Origin of the sequence: Herbaspirillum seropedicae (assembly GCF_001040945.1) — a bacterium.
Taxonomy (GTDB): domain Bacteria; phylum Pseudomonadota; class Gammaproteobacteria; order Burkholderiales; family Burkholderiaceae_D; genus Herbaspirillum; species Herbaspirillum seropedicae.
Window position 1 is genome coordinate 1,729,569 of record NZ_CP011930.1, and the last position, 21,819, is coordinate 1,751,387.

At 64.2% G+C, this 21,819-nt stretch carries 17 protein-coding genes; 15 read left to right on the top strand and 2 right to left on the bottom strand.

What is annotated here, in order from left to right; translation table 11 throughout:
• The first annotated feature begins 57 nt into the window (after nt 1-57).
• The 10 genes from rimM (at nt 58) to trpS (ending at nt 8,851) form a co-directional block, all read left to right on the top strand.
• Nucleotides 58-672: a ribosome maturation factor RimM gene (gene rimM, locus ACP92_RS07545; protein ID WP_013233524.1), complete on the top strand. Its 615-nt coding sequence runs from the start codon at nt 58-60 to the stop codon at nt 670-672.
• 84 nt (nt 673-756) lie between these two features.
• Complete coding sequence (trmD, locus tag ACP92_RS07550) at nt 757-1,530, top strand: tRNA (guanosine(37)-N1)-methyltransferase TrmD (protein WP_013233525.1); 774 nt, start codon at nt 757-759, stop codon at nt 1,528-1,530.
• 154 nt (nt 1,531-1,684) lie between these two features.
• Nucleotides 1,685-2,068, top strand: a complete 384-nt coding sequence (gene rplS / locus ACP92_RS07555; RefSeq protein WP_008327243.1) for a 50S ribosomal protein L19 — start codon at nt 1,685-1,687, stop codon at nt 2,066-2,068.
• A 106-nt stretch (nt 2,069-2,174) separates the two neighbouring features.
• The gene (locus ACP92_RS07560) at nt 2,175-2,846 is read left to right on the top strand and encodes a CoA pyrophosphatase (RefSeq protein ID WP_041310427.1); all 672 of its coding nucleotides are present in this window, start codon (nt 2,175-2,177) and stop codon (nt 2,844-2,846) included.
• Nucleotides 2,847-3,019: 173 nt separating this feature from the next.
• Nucleotides 3,020-3,979 carry a CobD/CbiB family protein gene (locus ACP92_RS07565; RefSeq protein ID WP_013233527.1) on the top strand — a complete coding sequence of 320 codons (960 nt, stop codon included), beginning with the start codon at nt 3,020-3,022 and terminating at the stop codon, nt 3,977-3,979.
• A 330-nt stretch (nt 3,980-4,309) separates the two neighbouring features.
• Nucleotides 4,310-4,660, top strand: a complete 351-nt coding sequence (locus ACP92_RS07570) for a DUF3579 domain-containing protein (protein WP_013233528.1) — start codon at nt 4,310-4,312, stop codon at nt 4,658-4,660.
• A 224-nt stretch (nt 4,661-4,884) separates the two neighbouring features.
• Complete coding sequence (gene fumC / locus ACP92_RS07575; RefSeq protein WP_013233529.1) at nt 4,885-6,273, top strand: class II fumarate hydratase; 1,389 nt, start codon at nt 4,885-4,887, stop codon at nt 6,271-6,273.
• Between the two features lie 306 nt (nt 6,274-6,579).
• Complete coding sequence (locus tag ACP92_RS07580) at nt 6,580-6,906, top strand: hypothetical protein (RefSeq protein WP_013233530.1); 327 nt, start codon at nt 6,580-6,582, stop codon at nt 6,904-6,906.
• A gap of 76 nt (nt 6,907-6,982) precedes the next feature.
• The gene (locus ACP92_RS07585; RefSeq protein WP_013233531.1) at nt 6,983-7,546 is read left to right on the top strand and encodes a glycine zipper family protein; all 564 of its coding nucleotides are present in this window, start codon (nt 6,983-6,985) and stop codon (nt 7,544-7,546) included.
• Nucleotides 7,547-7,816: 270 nt separating this feature from the next.
• On the top strand, nt 7,817-8,851 hold the full coding sequence (trpS, locus tag ACP92_RS07590) for a tryptophan--tRNA ligase (RefSeq protein WP_013233532.1): 1,035 nt from the start codon (nt 7,817-7,819) through the stop codon (nt 8,849-8,851).
• A 78-nt stretch (nt 8,852-8,929) separates the two neighbouring features.
• Here trpS and ACP92_RS07595 read toward each other — a convergent pair whose 3' ends face one another.
• Together ACP92_RS07595 and ACP92_RS07600 are read right to left on the bottom strand one after the other, a co-directional pair.
• Complete coding sequence (locus ACP92_RS07595; protein ID WP_013233533.1) at nt 8,930-10,327, bottom strand: ATP-binding protein; 1,398 nt, start codon at nt 10,325-10,327, stop codon at nt 8,930-8,932.
• Nucleotides 10,324-11,061: a response regulator gene (locus ACP92_RS07600; RefSeq protein WP_171941797.1), complete on the bottom strand. Its 738-nt coding sequence runs from the start codon at nt 11,059-11,061 to the stop codon at nt 10,324-10,326. The genes ACP92_RS07595 and ACP92_RS07600 overlap by 4 nt, the downstream gene beginning before the upstream one ends.
• 236 nt (nt 11,062-11,297) lie before the next feature.
• On the opposite strand from ACP92_RS07600, the gene ACP92_RS07605 reads away from it, so the two are divergent.
• The 5 genes from ACP92_RS07605 (at nt 11,298) to ACP92_RS07625 (ending at nt 21,761) form a co-directional block, all read left to right on the top strand.
• On the top strand, nt 11,298-11,837 hold the full coding sequence (locus ACP92_RS07605) for a Spy/CpxP family protein refolding chaperone (protein WP_013233535.1): 540 nt from the start codon (nt 11,298-11,300) through the stop codon (nt 11,835-11,837).
• A 412-nt stretch (nt 11,838-12,249) separates the two neighbouring features.
• On the top strand, nt 12,250-13,806 hold the full coding sequence (locus ACP92_RS07610) for an MdtA/MuxA family multidrug efflux RND transporter periplasmic adaptor subunit (protein ID WP_041310429.1): 1,557 nt from the start codon (nt 12,250-12,252) through the stop codon (nt 13,804-13,806).
• Between the two features lie 12 nt (nt 13,807-13,818).
• Nucleotides 13,819-16,965 carry an MdtB/MuxB family multidrug efflux RND transporter permease subunit gene (locus ACP92_RS07615; RefSeq protein ID WP_013233537.1) on the top strand — a complete coding sequence of 1,049 codons (3,147 nt, stop codon included), beginning with the start codon at nt 13,819-13,821 and terminating at the stop codon, nt 16,963-16,965.
• A 12-nt stretch (nt 16,966-16,977) separates the two neighbouring features.
• Nucleotides 16,978-20,214: an efflux RND transporter permease subunit gene (locus tag ACP92_RS07620; RefSeq protein WP_013233538.1), complete on the top strand. Its 3,237-nt coding sequence runs from the start codon at nt 16,978-16,980 to the stop codon at nt 20,212-20,214.
• Nucleotides 20,215-20,237: 23 nt separating this feature from the next.
• The gene (locus ACP92_RS07625) at nt 20,238-21,761 is read left to right on the top strand and encodes an efflux transporter outer membrane subunit (RefSeq protein ID WP_013233539.1); all 1,524 of its coding nucleotides are present in this window, start codon (nt 20,238-20,240) and stop codon (nt 21,759-21,761) included.
• The last annotated feature ends 58 nt before the right edge of the window (nt 21,762-21,819 follow it).

The following is a 21,819-nucleotide window of genomic DNA, read 5'->3' on the forward strand; positions in this document are numbered from 1 at the left end:
TCTGATTCCCCCGCCGGGTTTCCTGGCGTCAGGATGAAGAACAGGTCTGGCGTACCCATGACTCATCCAGCCCAGGCGGGGTTCTCCGCACCCGACGATCTCGTGACCGTCGGCCATGTGACCGGAGCCTACGGAATCCAGGGCTGGATTCGCGTGCGTCCCTATTCGAGCGAGGCAGACGCCTTGCTCAATGCCAAGACGTGGTGGCTGGAGAAATCCGGCCAGCCCAAGCAGGACGTCGATGTCATGCAGTCCAAGGGGCACAGCGGCGATGTCGTTGCGCGCCTGACCGGGGTCGCCGACCGCAATGCGGCCGAAGCGATGAAGGGAACGGTGGTTTCCATCTCCCGCAAGCACTTCCCGGCGCTGGATGACAATGAATTCTACTGGGTCGATCTGATCGGCTCGGCAGTGGAAAATCTCCAGGGTGAACACCTGGGCGTGGTGTCCGACATGATGGACAACGGCGCCCACCCCATCCTGAAGGTGACGGCGCCGGTGCAGGACACTGCGCCCGAGCTGGATCCCGCCGCCGATGCAAAGCCGAAGAAGGGCGCCAAGGAGAAGTCGGCCGCGGCGTCCGAAATGCTGATCCCGTTTGTCGACCAGTTCGTCAAGACGGTACAGCAGAGCGAAAAAAAGATCATCGTCGACTGGGACAAGGATTACTGACCTCTTCGGTCAGTTTTTTCTTTTCCGGCTCGCTGATGTCGAGGGATGCACCAGTTTCAAGAGATGCCAGGAAATGGAGGCGTGATGCAGTTTGACGTCGTCACTCTGTTTCCCGAGATGTTCGCTGCGCTGACGCAGTCCGGCATTACCCGCCGGGCGCTGGAGCAGCAGCGCTGGGGCTTGCAGTTGTGGAATCCGCGTGAATTCACGACCGACAATCACCGTACCGTGGATGACCGCCCCTATGGCGGCGGCCCCGGCATGGTGATGCTGGCCAAGCCGCTGCAGGCCGCCATCGAGGCGGCGCAGCAGCGTCAGCAGGCGTTGGGTCTGGCCAAGCCGCGTGTGATCTACCTGTCGCCGCAAGGCGCACCGCTGACGCACGAGCGCGTGGTGCGGCTGTCGCAGGACAGCGGAGCGGTGTTGCTGTGCGGACGCTATGAAGCGATCGACCAGCGCCTGCTCGACAAGTGCGTGGACGAGGAAATCAGCATCGGCGACTTCGTCCTCTCCGGCGGCGAGCTGCCGGCGATGGCGCTGATGGATGCCGTGATCCGGCTGTTGCCCGGTGCGCTCAACGACAGCGCCTCGGCGGTCGAAGACAGCTTCGTCAACGGACTGCTGGATTCGCCGCATTACACGCGTCCGGAAGTCTATGAAGGTGAACCGGTGCCGTCCATCCTGCTGGGTGGACACCATGCCGAGATCCAGAAATGGCGTCGGCAGCGGGCGCTGGAAGCCACCCAGGCCAAGCGTCCCGACCTCATCATCAGGGCGCGCGAGCAGGGCCTGTTGAGCAAGGCCGATGAAAAGTTTCTGGGCAGTCTGCCGCAGCAGGCCGCCCACCCGAAGTCTTAGTAGCACATTGCAGCAAATGCAGTACCGCAGGCCCAGCAATGGACCTGCACCGTGCGGTGGCCCAGGCCACCGTGTTTGAAACCCCATCCTCTACCGGGCCCTACAATCGGCCCTCGTGGCAACGGCGCCGGCAAGATGGTTACAGGAGCAAAAAATGGATCTGATCCAGCAACTCGAGCAAGAAGAGATCGCGCGTCTCGCCAAGAACATTCCCGACTTCGCCCCCGGCGACACCGTGATTGTCAACGTGAACGTGGTTGAAGGTACCCGCAAGCGCGCCCAGGCCTACGAAGGCGTGGTCATCGCCCGTCGTAACCGTGGTCTGAATTCCAACTTCATCGTCCGCAAGATTTCTTCGGGTGAAGGCGTGGAGCGTACCTTCCAGCTGTACTCGCCGCTGATCGCCTCGATCGAAGTCAAGCGTCGTGGTGACGTGCGTCGTGCCAAGCTGTACTACCTGCGCGAACGTTCGGGCAAGTCGGCACGTATCAAGGAAAAGCTGCCCAGCCGTGCGGCAAAGGCTGCTGCTGCCGAGTAATCGGTCGCCTGTTGATGCGTCAGGAAAAGGGGTGTCTTACGACGCCCCTTTTTCGTTTCCGTCTGCTGCATTAATGTCCTGCCAACCTCGATGAAGCGAGCACAACGTGGCCAGTTTCGATCCTGTCAATCTGCCTGTGGACGCCGTCGCCGGTGAAGGCGCGCTGGAGGCTGCGCGCCTCAATGCCGACTGGCTGCGCCAGCGCTTCGCCGACCCGCCGCGCTGGGAGCCCGAGCACAGCGGCGACCAGATGGCGCGCCTGGCCGAGTCCAAGGGGCGCTTCCGGCTGGCTTCGGTGCTGATTCCTATCGTCCTGCGTGAGCAGGGAATGACAATACTGTTCACTCGCAGAACAGCGGATCTGAAGGATCATGCGGGGCAGATCAGCTTCCCTGGCGGTCGTCGTGAAGACTATGACGGCTCGGCCATCGAGACCGCCCTGCGCGAGACCGAGGAAGAAATCGGCCTGGCGCGCCAGCACATCGAGGTCATCGGCTCCCTGCCGGACTATTTCACCGGCACGGGCTATCGCGTCACGCCCGTGGCGGGCTTGATCCAGCCGCCCTTCGAGGCCGTCGGCGATCCGCGTGAAGTGGCCGAGATCTTCGAGGTGCCGCTGGCCTTCCTCATGGATGGCGTCAATCACCAGCGCCGTTCGGTAGAGCTGCCGGCCCCGGTGGGCCGGCGCAGTTTCTACACGATGCCGTATGACCGTTACTTCATCTGGGGGGCGACCGCCGGCATGTTGCGCAACCTGTTCCACTTCCTGCGCAGCTGAGTGGGGCAGGGAGCGGCAGGGCGCGGGTTCAAAGCGATGTCAGCCGACCAAGTCTGCATATCGGTATAAAAGCAGGTGAAATCTATTGTTGATTCCGGTCAACGAATCTATTGTTTGATTCCCATCTTGCACTGCGCTATCGTACGGGCTACAGAGACCCATAAGGCTGCTTGATGACATTTCTTTCCATTCTCTTTGCGCTGCTCATCGAACAACTCAAACCGCTGCGCGCAGACAATCCCGTTTATGCATCGATCAAGTCTTTCGCAGCGACCATAGAAGGCTGGTTCAATGCCGGCCAGGTTCATCATGGCCGCCTGGGCTGGGTGGCCATGGTCGGTGCGCTGACCGTGCCGGTGGCGCTGGTCTACTGGCTGCTGTTGCATGTGAGCCTGGTGGCGGCGTTCGCCTGGAACGTGCTGGTGGTCTATCTTACGCTGGGTTTTCGTCACTACAGCCATTACTTCACTTCGATCCAGCTGGCCCTCAACAGCGGCGATGAAATGACCGCCCGCGCCCTGTTGGCCGAATGGACCCGGCAGGATACGACCGGCATGGATGTGAGTGAAATTTCCCGCATCGCCTCCGAACGCGCCCTCATCACGACGCATCGTCACGTCTTTGGCGTGTTCTTCTGGTTCCTGATGCCGGTTGGCCCGGCGCTGGCCGTGATGTATCGCGTGGCCGAGTATCTTTCGCGCGCCTGGAATGAGCCCGATCACATGAAGTTCGAAGCCTTCGGCCGCTTCGCCGCCCAGGCCTTCTACTGGATTGACTGGATCCCGGCGCGCCTGACCGCCGCCGCCTTTGCCGTGGTGGGCAACTTCGAAGACGCCATCTATGCCTGGCGCAACTTCGCCAGCCGTTGGGATGACGAGAGCGCCGGCATCATCCTGGCCGCTGGCGGCGGCGCCATGGGTGTGCGCTTCGGCACCGAGAAGGAAGCCGCAGCCGGCATCATCCTGCCGGCCGATGCCGCCACGGTCGACTCCATGCCCGAGGAAACCGACGGCCTGCCCGGCGACACCCCCTCGCCGCGCACCCTGCAGAGCACCGTGGGCCTGGTCTGGCGCGCCTTGCTGCTATGGATGTTCCTGCTGCTGCTGCTATCGGTAGCGGTGTGGATGGGCTAGATCCGGGCGGTCTGGCAAGAAGCGGGCTCTGGCCCGCTTTATTTTTGGAAACGCGAAACACGCCAACCCGGTATACTTCGGGCTTCACATCATCAAAAGATCAAGATCGCATCTTGCCCGGCAGCAGCATCCGCAGCAGGGCAGGCACGGGCGACATGCACGGCTGGGTGGAGGCGAGGAGACCGGTAGAAGCCAAGTCTTCTATAAGATATAATACTCAACACCGCAGGCACCCAACGCAGAAGATCGCGCAGGCACCGCGGAATCCAGGGCTCAGGTTCCACCAGGACCAGGGCATTCGGTTGCAAGCGCTTTAGAAGAACTGCATGTATGGCTGATCCCATCAAACCCGCAAACGCACCGGCCAAGGAATTCATCATCCTTGGCAAGACCTCGGATGGCCGGCAGTTTCGCCCCAGCGACTGGGCTGAACGGCTGTGCGGCGTGATGTCCTGTTTCCGTCCCGAGGGCAGTGGCGGACGTAACGCCCACCTGAAGTATTCTCCCTACGTGTTGCCCACCCATATCGATGGCGTGCGCTCGGTGGTGGTCAACGAAGCCCTGCGTGAGCTGGAGCCGCTGGCCTATCACTTCGTGGTCAATTTCGCCAAGGACAATGACCTGCAGGTGGTCGAAGCCTGTGTGCTGCCCGACCCGCCCAAGGACAACAAGGGCGCTTGAGGCCTGTGCCGTATCCTTGCCCTGATCCCGCTTGAAATGGCGCTGCCAGCGCCGTCTTTGCACCATCCCGCCAGCTTCCCGCCGCCCGCTCCTGCAGGCGGCCCCGCCAGCAGTTACACTAGCTCGTTGATCTTCAGTCACCCCACCTGCGCCAGAGGCATCTCGGACCGGGCCGGGGACTCATCCGGCCGCTTGTGGCCGTCTTATCACGGAGAAGAAGCATCATGAACCACCGCATGGAGCGCGATACCTTTGGCCTGATCGAAGTGCCGGCCGACCGCCTGTGGGGCGCGCAGACCGAACGTTCGCTGCACCACTTCCACATTTCCACCGAGCGCATGCCCGCCGAGCTGATCGTGGCGCTGGCCGCCGTCAAGCGCGCCTGCGCCAGCGTCAACCGCGACCTGGGCAAGCTGGACGGCAAGAAGGCCGAGGCCATCATTGCCGCCGCCGATGAAGTCATCGCCGGCAAGCATCCGCTGGAGTTCCCGCTGTCGGTCTGGCAGACCGGCTCCGGCACCCAGAGCAACATGAACATGAACGAAGTGCTGGCCAACCGCGCCTCGGAACTCTTGGGCGGCGTGCGTGGCGAGGATCGCCTGATCCACCCCAATGACGACGTCAACCGTGGCCAGTCCTCCAACGATATCTTCCCCACCGCCATGCACGTGGCCGCCTGCATGGCCGTGGCGACCCACCTGATCCCGGCGCTGCACACGCTGCGCGGCACGCTGGCGGAGAAATCCAGCCAGTTCGCCGACATCGTCAAGATCGGTCGCACCCACCTGCAAGACGCTACGCCGCTGACCCTCGGCCAGGAATTCTCGGGCTACGTGGCCCAGCTGGAACATGCCGAATCGGCCGTCATCGGCACCCTCAACGCCATCTCCGAGCTGGCTGCGGGCGGCACGGCGGTGGGCACGGGCTTGAACGCCCACCCGGAATTCGGCGAGCGTGTCGCGGCTGAGCTGGCCAAGTTCTTCGGTTTCCCGTTCAAGACGGCGCCCAACAAGTTTGCGGCCCTGGCGGGCCATGACGCCCTGGTGGCTTCCCACGGCGGTCTGAAGACCCTGGCGGCAGCGCTGATGAAGATCGCCAATGATGTGCGCTGGCTGGCCTCCGGCCCGCGTTCGGGCCTGGGCGAGATCACCATTCCCGAGAATGAGCCGGGCAGTTCCATCATGCCGGGCAAGGTCAATCCTACCCAGTGCGAAGCGATGACCATGTTGTGCGCGCAAGTGTTTGGCAACGACGTCGCCCTCAACATCGGCGGCGCCAGCGGCAACTTCGAGCTCAACGTCTTCAAGCCGCTGATCATCCACAACTTCCTGCAGAGCGTGCGCCTGCTGGCCGATGGCATGGCCAGCTTCGAAGAGCACTGCGCGCGCGGCATCGAGGCCAATCACAGCCGCATCGGCGAGCTGATGGAAAAGTCGCTGATGCTGGTGACCGCCCTGGCGCCGCATATCGGCTACGACAAGGCCGCCAAGATCGCCAAGCAGGCACACCACGACGGTACTACCCTGAAGCAGGCGGCGCTGTCGCTGGGCTACGTCACTGAAGAGCAGTTTGCCGAGTGGATCAAGCCGGAGCAGATGACGCGGCCGGGTTGAATCGATACACATCCTTTCCTGTCTGCACCGCCAGGCGGGTGACAACAAACGGCCTCGTAAGGCCGTTTTTGTTTTGATGGGGGCCTGCCCACTGCTTGATTGCTAAGCTTTCTCAAGCCCATGTATAGCAATATTGATTTGGGTTACGAATTGAAACATCGAAGCAATTCGAGCAACTCCCGGCGTATATTGCTTTCATGCGCCAGATGCGCCTGCAGCCCGCGCCGGTAAAGGAGTTCCGCTCCAGCGGACGACGTCGGGAATGATGCACTCTGGCAAGGAAAAGAAACTTCCAGAGGCAATCACATGAAGAAAATTGCGGCAATCGGCGTCTGTGGCGTCCTCGCCGTGGCAGGACTGGCGGCCAGCGCATCGGTGTATGCGCACGGGCGCTTCTATGGCGGCGTGGTGATCGGCGGCCCGATCTGGGTGCCGCCGCCGGTCTACTATCCGCCGCCGGTCTATGTCGAGCGCGTACCGCCGCCGGTCTATATCGAGCAACCGCGCCAGGATTACTGGTACTACTGCCAGGAATCGCGCGCCTACTATCCCTACGTGCAGAGCTGCCCCAGCCAGTGGATGAAGGTGGTCCCCAATACCAACCCGTCCGGGCCGGGCGGGCCGCCGCCCTGAGGCCGGGCCGTTCTTCCGTACCGCCTATGTCCGTATCAACCCGATGCCACCTCGCCGGTGGCGCAAAGGAAGCACCATGAATCCGATCAACAAGCGCGCCGCGACGGTCTGCGCCCTGGGCGCGATGGTGGCGCTGGGCGGCTGCGTGAGCGTGCCCACCGGCCCTTCGGTGATGGCCATGCCCGGCAAGGGCAAGAGCTATGAGCAGTTCCGCGCCGACCAGCAGCAATGCCAGCAATACGCCCAGGACGCCATCGGCGGCCAGGCGGCGCAGACGCAGAACAATGCCGCCAACAGCGCCGCCGTCGGTACCGCCGTCGGTGCGGTGGCCGGCGCCCTCATTGGCGCCGCCTCGGGCAATGCCGGTGCGGGCGCGGCCATCGGTGCAGGTGGGGGCTTGCTGGTGGGCAGCACCGCCGGCAGCAATGCTGCAGCGGGTGGCAATTACTCCATGCAGCAGCGCTACGACATGACCTATACCCAATGCATGTACAGCAAGGGCAACCAGGTCCAGCAGCCGGTGCAGACCACCACCGTCTATACCTACCATCCGCGTTACTACTATTACGCACCGCCGCCGCCCCCGGGCTATTACGGCCCGCCGCCGGTGTATTACGGTCCGCCGCCGGGCGCGTACTGAGTCCGCGCGTCGACACCGCCTCCTTGCAGGCGGTTTTTTCTTATGCGACGCAACATGGTGCGCTGTCGATGCGCTGTCGATGCTATACTCGCCGCCATGCTTTTCCGAAAAGATCAACTTGCGAAAACCCAGCATTGGTGGCGCGCCTGAACGAGGCGGCCCGTTTTCACACAGCTTGACCATGTGACCATGATGCCGCCGGTTCCGGCGGCATTGTTTCTTCAGCTTCGGGACCGGCGGCATTCCAGAGATTAACGATCAGGAATGACCATGTCTTCGAACGCCACTAGCTCCACCTCCAGCACCTTGCCCGTCGTCCTCACCGGCGACCGTCCTACCGGCCCGCTGCACCTGGGCCACTACATCGGTTCGCTCAAGTCGCGCGTGGCGCTGCAGGAGACCTCGCGCCAGTTCCTGCTGCTGGCCGATACCCAGGCCATGACCGACAACGTGGGACGCCACCAGAAGGTCACCGACAACGTCCTCGAAGTGGCGCTGGACTATCTGGCCGTGGGTATCGATCCCGAGAAGTCGACCATCTTCATCCAGTCTCAGGTGCGCGAGCTGTATGAACTGTCGATGGTGCTGCTGAACCTGGTGACGGTCTCGCGCCTGGAGCGCAATCCGACCATCAAGGAAGAGATCCGCCTGCGCGGCTTCGAGCGCGATATTCCGGCCGGCTTCCTGACCTATCCGGTCAGCCAGGCCGCCGACATCACTGCCTTCAAGGGCCAGCTGGTGCCGGTGGGCAGCGACCAGTTGCCGATGATCGAGCAGACCAATGAACTGGTGCGCAAATTCAACGCCACCGTGGACCGCGAAGTGCTGGTCGAATGCAAGGAAGTGCTGTCCGAAACCGGCCGCCTGCCCGGCATCGACGGCAAGGCCAAGATGAGCAAGTCGCTGGGCAACTCCATCGCGCTGGGCGCGACGCCGGCCGAGATCAAGCAGGCCGTGCACCGCATGTACACCGACCCCAACCACCTGCGCGTGGATGACCCGGGCCAGGTCGAGGGCAATGTGGTCTTCACCTTCCTGGACGCCTTCGATCCGGACCGCGACGCCGTGGCCGAACTGAAGGCCCATTACACCCGTGGCGGCCTGGGCGACAGCGTGGTCAAGCGCCGTCTCGAAGGCATCCTGCAGGAAATGCTGGAACCCATCCGCACCCGCCGCGAGGAATTCGCCAAGGACCGCGGCGAAGTGCTGGCCATCTTGAAGCGCGGCACCGAGCGCGCCAGCGCGGTGGCCGCGCAGACCATGTCGGAAGTCAATGCTGCGCTGGGTTTGAACTATTTCGGCTAAGCCAGCTTGGCCGACCAATGAAAACCGCCGCATCTCGAAAGGGTTTGCGGCGTTTTTTTCATACAAGGGGCAGGGAATTCACCGATTCTTGGCGGGCGTCATCGGCGGCAGTTCCAGCAAGACTTCCAGCCCGCCCTCGGCCAGGTTGCGCAGGCGCAGCTGGCCATGGTGGTTCTCGGCGATGTTCAGTGCAATGGTCAGCCCCAGTCCGGTCCCGCCGGTGTCGCGGGAACGCGAGGCTTCCAGCCGATAGAAGGGCTCGAAGACGGCTTCCAGTTCGGATTCCGGAATGCCAGGCCCCTGATCACGGATGCGGATGGCGATCTTCTGCTGTTCCAGCGCAATGGAGACGCGGGCGGACTTGCCGTACTTGCAGGCATTGTCGATCAGGTTGGTCAGGCAGCGCCGCAAGGCCCCCGGCTGGGCCATCACGAAGGCGCGGGTGCTGCCTTGCAGGGCCACGTCCTGGCCTGCATCGGCGGCGTCGGCGCAGACGCTGTCGAGCAGGGAGTCGATGTCCAGCGCCTGGATCTTCTCCGAAGAATCCATGCTGCGCGCCAGGTCCAGACCCTCGCGTACCATCCCGTGCATCACGCCCAGGTCATCGATGAGCTTCTGCTGCAAGCCGGGATCGCTGACCTTTTCCAGTCGCAGCCGCATGCGCGTCAACGGTGTTTGCAGGTCATGCGTGATGGCCGCCAGCATGTGGGTGCGATGCTGGATCTGGCGGCGGATGCGCGCCTGCATGGCATTGAAGGCGTGGGCCGCCTGGCGGATCTCGGTCGGTCCGGTTTCGGCCAGCGGGGCGTGGTCGATGTCGCTGCCCAGGCGCGAGGCTGCTTGCGCCAGCTGGCGGATGGGGCGGGTGGCCATGCGCGCCACCAGCCAGGCCAGCATGGCGATCAATACCAGGAACAGCAGGATGTATTGCAGTCCGAACAGGCTGGCCGGCCCGCCAGGGCCGGCGCGTGCGCGCAGGGCCGGGGGCTCGCCCGGCTGGTGCAGGCGCAGGCGCATCAGCGCCTGGTCATGCAGGCTGATGTAGATGACGCGGCAGGTATCGCGACGCGGCGCGCGGGCATCATCGGTGCGCAGGGGCGGGCATTCACTCTCGCGCTGCACGGCGATCTTGCGGTCTTCGCCCAGGCGCGCCTGCAGCATCTCGGTCAAGGGGCTGGTGCTGGGACTGGGACTGGCATCGGGGCCGATGGCGTCGTTCATGTCCTCCACCATGCGCGCCTCGAAACCGAAGTTGCTGGCGGCCTGCAGCACGATGGGGCGCTGCGCCGGGGGGATGTTGTCTACCGCCTGGACGATCTGTTCGACGCGGTCGGCCAGGTGCTGGAAGCGCAGCTCGCGCAGGGTATTGCGGCGCTCGTTGCCGGCCAGCCAGTTGGTGGCGAACACCGCCACCACGATGCCGCCCAGGAGCAGGAAGAAGATGCGGTTGCCGATGGAGCCCAGGAAATTCTTCATGCCGAGCGGCCCGCGCCTTCCGTGGTGACGGTGGTGGCCAGGACATAGCCCTCGTTGCGCACGGTCTTGATGATGGTGGGGGTGCGCGCATCATCGCCCAGTTTCTGGCGCAGCCGGCTGATCTGGATATCCACCGACCGGTCGAAGGGATCGGATTCGCGGCCCTGGGTCAGTTCCAGCAACTGGTCACGGTTGAGCACCCGGTTGGGATGGTCGAGGAAGACCTTGAGCAAGCGGAACTCCGCGCCCGACAAGGCCACCACCACGCCATCCCGGTTCACCAGGTGGCGTGCGGTCAGGTCCAGGGTCCAGCCGGCAAAGCGCATGGCGGCCACGTCCGGCTGGGCCATGTTGGGCGGCAATGCCTGGGTGCGACGCAGGACGCTGCGGATGCGGGCAAACAGTTCGCGTGGTTCGAAGGGCTTGGCCAGGTAATCATCGGCGCCCATCTCCAGCCCGAGGATGCGGTCCAGCGGCTCGCCGCGCGCGGTCAGCATGATCACCGGCACCGACGACGTGGCGCGCAGGTTGCGGCACAGGGTCAGGCCGTCTTCTCCTGGCAGGGTCAGGTCCAGCACGATCAGGTCTACCCGCGACTCTTCCAGCACGCGGCGCATTTCGCTGCCATTGGTGGCGGTGAGCGTGCGCAGGCCATTGCTGTCCAGGTATTCGGCCAGCAGGGTGCGGATGTCGCGGTCGTCATCGACGACGAGGATGTGAGTATTTGTATCCATGGGTCGCATTATGCCGAACTTGTCCGGGCGTGCAGGGCGGATTTGTATCGGGTCTTTACAAGGAGCGGGGTAGAAATAAAACGATACCTGGGCGGCCTGCGTATATACAAAACGATACAAATGACGCCACAGCAGAAAAATCCCCGATACACGCCGCCGGTTTAATGGGAACCGTGCCAAGACGGCATGTCGCTGTCCAACGCATTACAGAGCACCACCCCTGAAAGGAGCAAGCCATGTTGACAATCAAGAACCGTATCCTCTCCGGCATCGCCGCCGTGAGCATCAGCGCCGTGACCCTGTCGGCCTTCGCCCAGATGCCCCCGGGCGGCCCGCAAGGCCATCCGCCCAGCCCCGAGCAGGTCGCCAAGTTCGAGCAGATGCGCGCCAAGCACCAGGCCGAGCTGCACGACAAGCTCAAGATCACCGCCTCCCAGGAAGCCGCCTGGAAGCTCTTCCTGGACAAGACCAAACCGGCCCCGTTCGACCAGGCTGGCCGTCCGAACAAGGACGAATGGGCCAAGCTGTCCACCCCGGAGCGCCTGGACAAGCAGCTGGACATGATGCGCAAGCGTGAAGCCTTCGCCGAACAGCGTATCGCCGCCACCAAGGACTTCTACGCCACCCTGTCGCCGCAACAGCAGAAGATCTTCGACGCCGAGCACGCCAAGATGGAACGCCATCGCTGGGAAAAGATGGAGCACATGCGTCGTGGTGATCGCAAGGGCCCGCCCCATGACGGCAACCCGGCTCCGGTTGCGCCTCCGGCCAACTGATCCAGGCCCGGCAGGAGAGGCCCTGGACGCCGGCTCAGGCCTGATGCCGGCGCCCAGGGTGGTGTCACTGCGCAGCCTTGCGTATCCCGCGCAAGGCTGTTCTCGTTGGTTCTCGTTCGTTCCCGTCGGCACATCGTGCAATACGCGCAATAGCTGGGTACACTGCGTGCCAGCCCGGCTGCTGGGTGGCATGCTGACAATGTTGCACGCCTGTCAGCCTGTTCGGAGAGAATAAAGGCGGGCGGCCCGGTTCCGACTGGAGGGCCGGCCTCCCTTTATGCTTTCGGGTTGCGCCCAGGCGCACCACAAGAAGACAACGCAGACAACGCAGACAAATTCTGGCGGGTCGCCATGGTGGCGGCCCGTTGACGTGATGACTTGATGACGTGATCGGTCCACTGGTTTCCCTGACATGACAAATACTCCCAATCCCCACCCGCCTTCTCCCTCCAACGCATCCGCCCGGGGCAGCATCCTGCGCCGCTGGTGGTTCTGGGTGCTGGTAGCGGCGCTGGCGGCCGGTGGCGGCTACAAGATGTGGTCCAAGAAGAAGGCAGAACAAGAGCAGATGGCGGCCATGGGCGGGCCGGGTGGTCGTCCGGGGCCAGGGGCAGCGGGCGCACGCCGCCCAGGCGGACCCGGCGCCTTCGGCCCGCAGACCATGCCGGTGGGCGTGGCCAAGGCGCGTCTGCAAGACGTCAATGTCTTCCTCAACGGCCTGGGCGCGGTGACGCCCACGGCCACCGCTACCGTGCGGGCGCGCGTGGACGGCCAATTGATGAAGCTGCACTACAAGGAAGGCCAGGTCGTCAAGGCCGGCGACCTGCTGGCCGAGATCGATCCGCGCTCGTTGCAGGCCGCGCTGACCCAGGCCGAAGGCCAGCTGGCGCGCGACCGCGCCTTGCTGGCCTCGGCCCGGCTGGACCTCAAGCGCTACCAGACCCTGCTGGCGCAGGACTCGATCGCCAGCCAGCAGGTCGATACCCAGGTGGCCCTGGTCAAGCAATACGAAGGTACGGTCAAGGCCGACGAAGGCAACGTGGCCAGCGCCCGCCTGCAACTCTCGTTTACCCGCGTGACCGCGCCCATCAGCGGCCGCCTGGGTCTGCGCCAGGCCGACGTGGGCAACAACGTCACCACCAGCGATACCAACGGCCTGGTCATCATCACCCAGTTGCAGCCGATCACGGCCATTTTCAGCATCCCCGAAGACAATATCCCCAAGGTCTTGCAGCAATTGCAGAGCGGCCGCAAGCTGCCGGCCCAGGCCTGGGACCGTGAGCAGAAGAACAAGCTGGCCGATGGCGTGCTGCTGACCATCGACAACGTGGTCGACGCCACGACCGGCACGGTCAAGCTCAAGGCCCAGTTCCCCAATACGGATTACGCGCTCTTCCCCAGCCAGTTCGTCAATATCCGCCTGCAGCTCAATACCGAGCAGGGCGCCACCGTCATTCCCACGGCAGCCATCCAGCGCGGTTCCAAGGGCCTGTTCGTCTACGTGGTCAAGGACGACAGCAGCGTCACCGTGCGGCCGGTCAAGACCGGTCCGGTGCAGGATGACCTGACCGTCATCACCGACGGCGTGAGCGCGGGCGAGACCGTGGTCATCGATGGCATCGACCGTCTGCGCGAAGGCGCGAAGGTGGAAGCGGTGGCGCGAGGCGGTGCGGATGATCCGGCCAACAAGCTCACCACCGAGAATCCCGAACGCCGCCATGGCAAGCGCGGCCAGGGCAATCCGGGCGCGCAGGCTGGCGCTGGCGGTGATGCAGGGCAGGGCGCTCAGGGCGGCATGAGCCCGGAAGAACGCCAGAAGCGCTGGGCCGAACTCAACAAGCGCATCGACGCTGGCGAATTCGGCGAAGAGATCAAGAAGCTGCCCGAAGACCAGCGCCGCCAGAAGATGATGGAGCTGCGCCGCCAGCGTGAAGCCGCCGGCAATGGCAATGGCAATGCCGCCAAATAAGCAGGACCACGCATGAATCCCTCACGCCAGTTCATCCTGCGGCCAGTCGCCACTTCCTTGCTGATGCTGGCGATCCTGCTGGTGGGCATCGTGGCCTACCGGCTCTTGCCGCTGTCGGCCCTGCCCGAAGTCGATTACCCGACCATCCAGGTGGTCACGCTCTATCCCGGCGCCAGTCCCGATGTGATGACCTCCTCGGTCACCGCACCGCTGGAACGCCAGTTCGGCCAGATGCCGGGCTTGAAGCAGATGTCGTCCACCAGCTCCGGCGGGGCCTCGGTGATCACGCTGCAATTCAACCTCGACCTGAGCCTGGACATCGCCGAACAGGAAGTGCAGGCCGCCATCAATGCCGGCAGCAACCTCCTGCCCTCGGACCTGCCGATGCCGCCGGTCTACAGCAAGGTCAACCCTGCTGATACGCCCATCATCACGCTGGCGGTGACTTCCAACACCATGCCCCTGCCCAAGGTGCAAGACCTGATCGATACCCGTATCGCCCAGAAGATCTCACAGCTCTCCGGAGTGGGCCTGGTGAGCCTGTCGGGCGGCCAGCGCCCGGCTGTGCGCATGCAATTGAATCCCCGCGCCGTGGCAGCGCTGGGCCTGAACCTGGATGATGTGCGCACCGCCATCGGCAACGCCAACGTCAACCAGGCCAAGGGCAGCTTCGACGGTCCCACGCGCGCCTCCACCATCGACGCCAATGACCAGCTGCGTTCAGCCGATGAATACCGCAACCTGATCATCGCCTACAAGAATGGCGCGCCCATCCGCGTCTCGGATGTGGCCGATGTGGTCGATGGGGCCGAAAACGTGCGCCTGGGCGCCTGGGCCAATACCCAGCCGGCGGTGATCGTGAACATCCAGCGCCAGCCTGGCGCCAACGTGATCGCCGTGGTCGACAGCATCAAGAAGATCCTGCCGCAGTTGCAGGCCAGCCTGCCGGGCGCCATCGATGTCCACATCCTGACCGACCGCACCACCACCATCCGCGCCTCGGTGGACGATGTGAAATTCGAGCTGCTGCTCTCGGTGGCGCTGGTGGTGATGGTGATCTTCGTCTTCCTGCGCAATGTGCCGGCCACCATCATCCCCAGCGTGGCGGTGCCGCTCTCGCTGGTGGGGACCTTTGCCATCATGTATCTGGCCGGCTTCTCGATCAACAACCTCACGCTCATGGCGCTGACCATTGCCACCGGCTTCGTGGTCGATGACGCCATCGTGATGATCGAGAACATCTCGCGCTACATCGAAGAGGGCATGAAGCCCATGCAGGCCGCGCTGAAGGGGGCCGAACAGATCGGCTTCACCATCATCTCGCTGACCTTCTCGCTCATCGCCGTGCTCATCCCCTTGCTCTTCATGGGCGATGTGGTGGGCCGCCTGTTCCATGAATTCGCGGTCACGCTGGCCGTGTCCATCCTGATCTCGGCAGTGGTCTCGCTCACGCTCACGCCCATGATGTGCGCGCGCCTGCTGCGCCATCAGCCGGAAGAACAGCAGGGCTGGTTCTATCACAAGAGCCAGCAGTTCTTCGACCGCATCATTGCGCGCTATGGCGTCATGCTGCAATGGGTGCTGGCGCGCCAGAAGCTGACACTGCTGGTGGCCGCCGCCACGCTGGGCTTGACGGTGTTGCTGTACGTGTTCGTGCCCAAGGGTTTCTTCCCCTTGCAGGACACCGGCGTCATCCAGGGGATATCCGAGGCCACGCAATCGATCTCCTTCTCCGCCATGGGCGAGAAGCAGCAGCAGCTGGCCAAGGTCGTGCTGCAAGACCCGGCCGTGGAGAGCCTGACCTCCTTCATCGGCGTGGATGGCACCAATGCCACCCTCAACAGTGGCCGCATGCTCATCAACCTCAAGCCCCATGACGTGCGCGAGGTCTCGGCCACGGACGTGATCCGCCGGCTGCAAGGCAAGCTGGCCGCCGAGGTGCCGGGCATCACGCTCTACATGCAACCGGTGCAGGACCTGACCATCGAGGATAGCGTCTCGCGCACGCAATACCAGTTCACGCTGGAAGACGCCGATCCCGCGGTGCTGAGCACCTGGGTGCCCAAGCTGATCGCCCGTCTGCAACAGCAGAGCGAGCTGGCCGATGTGGCCACCAACCTGCAGGACCAGGGCTTGCAGGCCTACATCGAGATCGACCGCAATGCCGCCTCGCGCCTGGGCATCACCACCGCGGCCATCGACAATGCGCTCTACAATGCCTTCGGCCAGCGCCTGATCTCCACCATCTATACGCAATCCAACCAGTACCGCGTGGTGATGGAAGTCAAGCCCGAGTTCCAGCATGGTCCGGCGGCGCTGGACAGCATCTACCTGGTGACCTCCGGCGGCGGCAAGGTCCCCTTGTCGTCGATCGCCACGGTGACCGAACGTACCGCGCCGCTGGTGGTGAACCACATCGGCCAGTTCCCGGCCGCCACCGTGTCGTTCAACCTGGCCAAGGGCGCGTCATTGGGCGAGGCGGTCAAGGCCATCAAGGCCGCCGAAGAAGAGATCGGCATGCCGGCCTCCACCGTCACCAACTTCCAGGGCGCGGCGCTGGCCTTCCAGGCGTCGCTGTCCAATACCCTGTGGCTGATCCTGGCGGCCATCGTGACGATGTACATCGTGCTGGGCGTGCTCTATGAGAGCTACATCCATCCCATCACCATCCTCTCCACGCTGCCCTCGGCAGGGGTCGGGGCCTTGCTCTCGCTGATGATCTCGGGCACCGACCTGGGCATCATCGGCATCATCGGCATCATCCTGCTCATCGGCATCGTCAAGAAGAACGCCATCATGATGATCGACTTTGCGCTGGAAGCCGAGCGGCACGAGGGCAAGAGCCCGCGCGAGGCGATCTACCAGGCCTGCCTGCTGCGCTTCCGTCCCATCCTGATGACCACCATGGCGGCCTTGCTGGGCGCGTTGCCGCTGATGCTGGGAACCGGTGTGGGCTCCGAGCTGCGCCAGCCGTTGGGCATCACCATGGTGGGCGGCTTGCTGGTGTCGCAGGTGCTCACGCTCTTCACCACACCGGTGATCTACCTCGGCTTCGACAGCCTGGGGCGCCGCCTGCGCGCGCGCTTCGGCCAGCGTGCGCCAGGGCCGGGCGGCGGCGATGACGAAGGCAAGCCGGCCGCCCTGCCGCCGGCGGTGTAAGCGGATCGACGCATGAATATCTCGCTTCCCTTCATCCAGCGGCCCATTGCCACGACGCTGCTGACCATCGGCATCGCCCTGGCCGGCATCGTGGCCTTCCGCCTGCTGCCGGTGTCGCCGCTGCCGCAGGTGGACTATCCGACCATCTCGATCTCGGCCTCGATGCCCGGGGCCAGTCCCGAGACCATGGCCGCGACCGTCGCCACGCCGCTGGAACGCGCCATGGGGGCGATTGCGGGCGTGACCGAGATGACCTCGACCAGCTCGCAGAACTCCACCCGCATCACCTTGCAGTTCGACCTGAGCCGCGACATCGACGGCGCCGCCCGCGACGTGCAGGCCGCGCTCAATGCGGCGCGCAACCTGCTGCCCACTGGCATGCCGAGCAATCCGACCTATCGCAAGGTCAACCCGGCGGACGCGCCCATCCTGATCCTGGCCATGACCTCCGACACCATGACCCAGGGCCAGATGTATGACGCCGCCGACAGCATCGTGGCGCAGAAGCTCTCGCAGGTGCGCGGGGTAGGGCAGGTCAGCGTGGGCGGCAGCTCGCAGCCGGCGGTGCGCATCGAGTTGAATCCGACCGCGCTCAACAAGTACGGTATCGGCACGGCCGATGTGCGCACCGCCGTGGCGGCCACCAATGCCAATCGTCCCAAGGGCCTGCTGGAAGACCAGGATCGCAACTGGCAGATCTACGCCAATGACCAGGCCAAGACCGCCGCTGAATATGCGCCGCTGATCGTCTCCTACCGCAACGGCACGCCGGTGCGGGTGCAGGATGTGGCCGAGGTGCGCGATTCGGTGGCTGATGTGCGCAATGCCGGTTCGTCCAATGGCAAGCCCTCGGTGCTGATCATCATCAACCGCCAGCCCGGCGCCAACATCATCGACACCGTCGATAACGTGCGCGAGCTGTTGCCGCAGTTACAGGCCTCGATCCCCTCGGCCATCGACATGAAGGTGGTGCTGGACCGCACCCCCACCATCCGCGCCTCGTTAAAGGAAACCGAGTTCACCCTGATCCTCTCGGTGGCGCTGGTGATCATGGTGGTGTTCCTGTTCCTGCGCAATGCACGCGCCACGCTGATCCCGGCGGTGGCGGTGCCGGTCTCGCTGATCGGCACCTTTGGCGTGATGTACCTGGCCGGCTTCAGCCTGGACAACCTCTCGCTCATGGCGCTGACCATCGCCACCGGCTTCGTGGTCGATGACGCCATCGTGGTGCTGGAAAACATCTCGCGCCACATCGAGTCGGGCATGAAACCCTACAAGGCCGCCCTGCTGGGCGCGCGCGAGGTGGGCTTCACGGTGCTGTCCATGAGCATTTCACTCATTGCCGTGTTCATTCCCATCCTGATGATGGAGGGGATTGTCGGACGGCTCTTCCGCGAGTTCGCCATCACCTTGTCGGTGGCCATCCTGGTCTCGCTGGTGGTTTCGCTGACCACCACGCCGATGATGTGCGCGCAGTTGCTGCGCCATGATCCCGCCGCTGACGAAGCACGCCGCCAGCGCCGTCATCCCTGGTTGCAGAAGATCGCCGACCAGAGCGCGGCCATCTTCGAGGACATGCTGCTGGCCTATCAGCGCACGCTGGCCTGGGCGCTGCGGGCGGCGCCCTTGATGATGCTGATCCTCTTGGCCACCATCGCCCTGAACGTCTACCTGTACAAGGCCATTCCCAAGGGCTTCTTCCCGCAGCAGGACACCGGCCGGCTGGTGGGCGGCATCCGCGGCGACCAGGCCATCTCCTTCCAGGCCATGCGCACCAAGCTCAATGAATTCATCGACATCGTCCGGGCCGATCCGGCCGTCTCCGATGTGGTCGCCTTTACCGGCGGGCAGCGGCGCAATGGCGGCTTCATGTACGTGACCCTGAAGCCGCTGAGCGAACGCAAGGACAGCGCCGACAAGGTGGTGGCGCGCTTGCGCATCAAGACCGCCAAGGTGGCCGGTGCGCGGGTGTTCCTGGTGCCGGTGCAGGATATCCGCATCGGCGCGCGACAGAGCGATTCGCAATATGAATACTCGCTCAAGTCCGATGACGTGGGCCTCTTGCGCATCTGGGAGCCCAAGATCCGCCTGGCCCTGTCCAACCTCAAGGAGCTGGAAGACATCAGCACCGACCAGCAGGACAACGGCCTGCAGACCACGCTGACCATCGACCGCGAGACCGCCATGCGCGCAGGCGTCACGCCGCAGTTGATCGATTCCACCCTGTCTGACCTGTTCGGGCAGCGCCAGATCTCGACCATCTACAGCGGCATGAACCAGTACCACGTCGTGATGGAAGCTGCGCCGCAATACTGGCAGAGCCCGGAAACCCTGCGCGATACCTATGTCAGCCTGGCCGGTTCTTCCAACCTCTCGCCGACCACGTCCAGCCTGTCCACGCCGCCGGCGCTGTCGGCCTCGGGCAAGTTGAACGCCAATACCGGCCTGGCCCAGACCATCTCCACCGCACCGTCACGGCAGATCCCACTGGCGGCCTTCTCGCGTTTCGAGCCGACCACCACCTCCTTGTCGGTCAGCCACGAAGGACAGTTCGTGGCGTCCACGCTGTCCTTCAACCTGGCCGAAGGGGTCTCGTTGTCGCAGGCCACGGCGGCCATCGACCGCGCCATGGCGCAACTGGGCGTGCCCACCAATGTGCTGGGCACCTTTGCCGGCACAGCCAATGCCTTCCAGTCGTCCACGTCCAGCCAGCCGCTGCTGATCCTCACCGCCTTGCTGGCCGTGTATATCGTGCTGGGCATCCTCTATGAAAGCCTGATCCACCCCATCACCATCATCTCCACGCTGCCCTCGGCAGGCGTGGGGGCGCTGCTGGCGCTGATGGTGACGGGGACCGACTTCAGCCTCATCGCCTTGATCGGTGTGATCCTGCTCATCGGCATCGTCAAGAAGAACGCCATCATGATGGTGGACTTCGCCATCGATGCCGAACGCAATCGCGGCATGTCGCCGCGCGACGCCATCTTCGAGGCCTGCAAGCTACGCTTCCGCCCCATCATGATGACCACCATGGCGGCGCTCCTGGGCGCGATCCCCCTGGCCATCGGCCATGGGGACGGCGCAGAGCTGCGCCAGCCGCTGGGCATTTCCATCGTCGGCGGGCTGGTGGTGAGCCAATTGCTCACGCTCTATACGACACCGGTGGTGTACCTCTACATGGAACGCCTGAGCAGCTGGAGCAAGCGCCGTTTCGGCCGCAAGAACAAGACAGAAACCTCGGCCGCCTGAGCGCTGCCGTGATGGAGAAACGCATGACGCAACAAGACCTCTTCAAACTCAAGCCCTTGCTGGCGATGCTGGTGGCCAGCCTGGCGCTGGCCGCCTGCTCGGTCGGCCCCGACTACGTGCGCCCGCAGATGGACACGGGACCTGCCATCTTCAAGGAAGGCCAGAACTGGAAGCCGGCCCAGCCGCGTGACCTGGTGGCCGATGGCAAGTGGTGGGAAATGTTCGGCGACCCGCAATTGAATGCCCTGGTGGCCCAGGTGGATATCTCCAACCAGAACCTGGCCCTGGCCGAAGCCAATTTCCGCAGCGCCGTGGCGCTGGTGCAAAGTTCGCGCTCGGCCTATTCGCCTACGCTGTCGGCTTCGGCCGGGGCGTCGCGGGGCAGTTCGGGGTCGGCAGGCGCGTCTTCCTCGAACGCTGCCTCGGGCAGCAGTGCGGGGAGCGTGCGCAATTCCTATACCTTCTCGCTGACGGCTGCCTGGGAGGCGGATATCTGGGGCAAGGTGCGGCGCGATGTCGAATCCAGTCAGGCCAGCGCCCAGGCCAGTGCGGCGGACCTGGCCGCTGCGCGCCTGTCGGCACAGGCGCAGGTGGCGCAGAACTACCTGCAACTGCGCGTGCTGGACGCCCAGCAGCAATTGCTGGAAGAGACGGTGCAGGCTTACGAGCGTTCCTTGCAGGTGGCGCAGAACCAGTATGCCGCTGGCATGGTGGCCAAGTCCGACGTGATCCAGGCGCAGACGCAATTGAAATCGGCCCAGGCCTCGGCGCTGGACAATGGGGTCACCCGCGCCCAGGTCGAGCACGCCATCGCGCTGCTGGTGGGCAAGACGCCGGCGCAATTCGCGCTGCCGCGTGCTCCGCTGGCGGCCGTCGCGCCACCGGTGCCGCAGGGCGTCCCCTCGATGCTGCTGGAACGCCGTCCTGACGTGGCCGCAGCCGAGCGCCGGGTGGCCTCGGCCAATGCCAAGATCGGTGTGGCCAAGGCGGCGTATTTTCCCAGCCTGACCTTGTCCGCATCGGGCGGCTATCAGAGTTCCACCTTCGCGGACTGGTTCACGCTGCCGGGGCGCGTCTGGTCGCTGGGACCGCAGCTGGCGCAGACCATCTTCGATGGCGGTGCGCGCGCAGCGGCCACCGACCAGGCCATCGCCACCTATGACGGCACCGTGGCCACCTACAAGCAAACCGTGCTGACCGCCTTCCAGGAAGTGGAAGACAACCTGGCCGCGCTGCGCATCCTGGAGCAGGAAGCGGCAGTGCAGGGCGAGGCGCTGCAGGCTGCGCGCCAGGCAGTGACGCTGGTGAACAACCAGTACAAGGCCGGTACCGTCAGTTACGTCAATGTCATCACCGCCCAGGCCACGGCGCTGTCGGCCGAGCTGAGCTCGCTGAACATCCTCAACCGCCGCATGGCCGCCAGCGTGCTGCTGGCCAAGGCGCTGGGCGGGGGCTGGGACGAGCGCAGCCTGGACGACCTGGGGTCGCTGCAACAGCAAAGTGCAGAAAAAGCCAAAGCACTGAAAGAGAATGCCGCGCTGCGTTGAGTTGAGTAATCGGTAAGCAAGTTACGTGTGAACTAGGCGTAATCAACGGGAAGGCAGG

Excerpts from the sequence above, each read along its gene's own strand:
- rimM (WP_013233524.1), top strand. The coding sequence starts at position 58 with ATGACTCATCCAGCCCAGGCGGGGTTCTCCGCACCCGACGATCTCGTG.
- trmD (WP_013233525.1), top strand. The coding sequence starts at position 757 with ATGCAGTTTGACGTCGTCACTCTGTTTCCCGAGATGTTCGCTGCGCTG.
- rplS (WP_008327243.1), top strand. The coding sequence starts at position 1,685 with ATGGATCTGATCCAGCAACTCGAGCAAGAAGAGATCGCGCGTCTCGCC.
- ACP92_RS07565 (WP_013233527.1), top strand. The coding sequence starts at position 3,020 with ATGACATTTCTTTCCATTCTCTTTGCGCTGCTCATCGAACAACTCAAA.
- ACP92_RS07570 (WP_013233528.1), top strand. The coding sequence starts at position 4,310 with ATGGCTGATCCCATCAAACCCGCAAACGCACCGGCCAAGGAATTCATC.
- fumC (WP_013233529.1), top strand. The coding sequence starts at position 4,885 with ATGAACCACCGCATGGAGCGCGATACCTTTGGCCTGATCGAAGTGCCG.
- ACP92_RS07580 (WP_013233530.1), top strand. The coding sequence starts at position 6,580 with ATGAAGAAAATTGCGGCAATCGGCGTCTGTGGCGTCCTCGCCGTGGCA.
- ACP92_RS07585 (WP_013233531.1), top strand. The coding sequence starts at position 6,983 with ATGAATCCGATCAACAAGCGCGCCGCGACGGTCTGCGCCCTGGGCGCG.
- trpS (WP_013233532.1), top strand. The coding sequence starts at position 7,817 with ATGTCTTCGAACGCCACTAGCTCCACCTCCAGCACCTTGCCCGTCGTC.
- ACP92_RS07595 (WP_013233533.1), bottom strand. The coding sequence starts at position 10,327 with ATGAAGAATTTCCTGGGCTCCATCGGCAACCGCATCTTCTTCCTGCTC.
- ACP92_RS07600 (WP_171941797.1), bottom strand. The coding sequence starts at position 11,061 with ATGGATACAAATACTCACATCCTCGTCGTCGATGACGACCGCGACATC.
- ACP92_RS07605 (WP_013233535.1), top strand. The coding sequence starts at position 11,298 with ATGTTGACAATCAAGAACCGTATCCTCTCCGGCATCGCCGCCGTGAGC.
- ACP92_RS07610 (WP_041310429.1), top strand. The coding sequence starts at position 12,250 with ATGACAAATACTCCCAATCCCCACCCGCCTTCTCCCTCCAACGCATCC.
- ACP92_RS07615 (WP_013233537.1), top strand. The coding sequence starts at position 13,819 with ATGAATCCCTCACGCCAGTTCATCCTGCGGCCAGTCGCCACTTCCTTG.
- ACP92_RS07620 (WP_013233538.1), top strand. The coding sequence starts at position 16,978 with ATGAATATCTCGCTTCCCTTCATCCAGCGGCCCATTGCCACGACGCTG.
- ACP92_RS07625 (WP_013233539.1), top strand. The coding sequence starts at position 20,238 with ATGACGCAACAAGACCTCTTCAAACTCAAGCCCTTGCTGGCGATGCTG.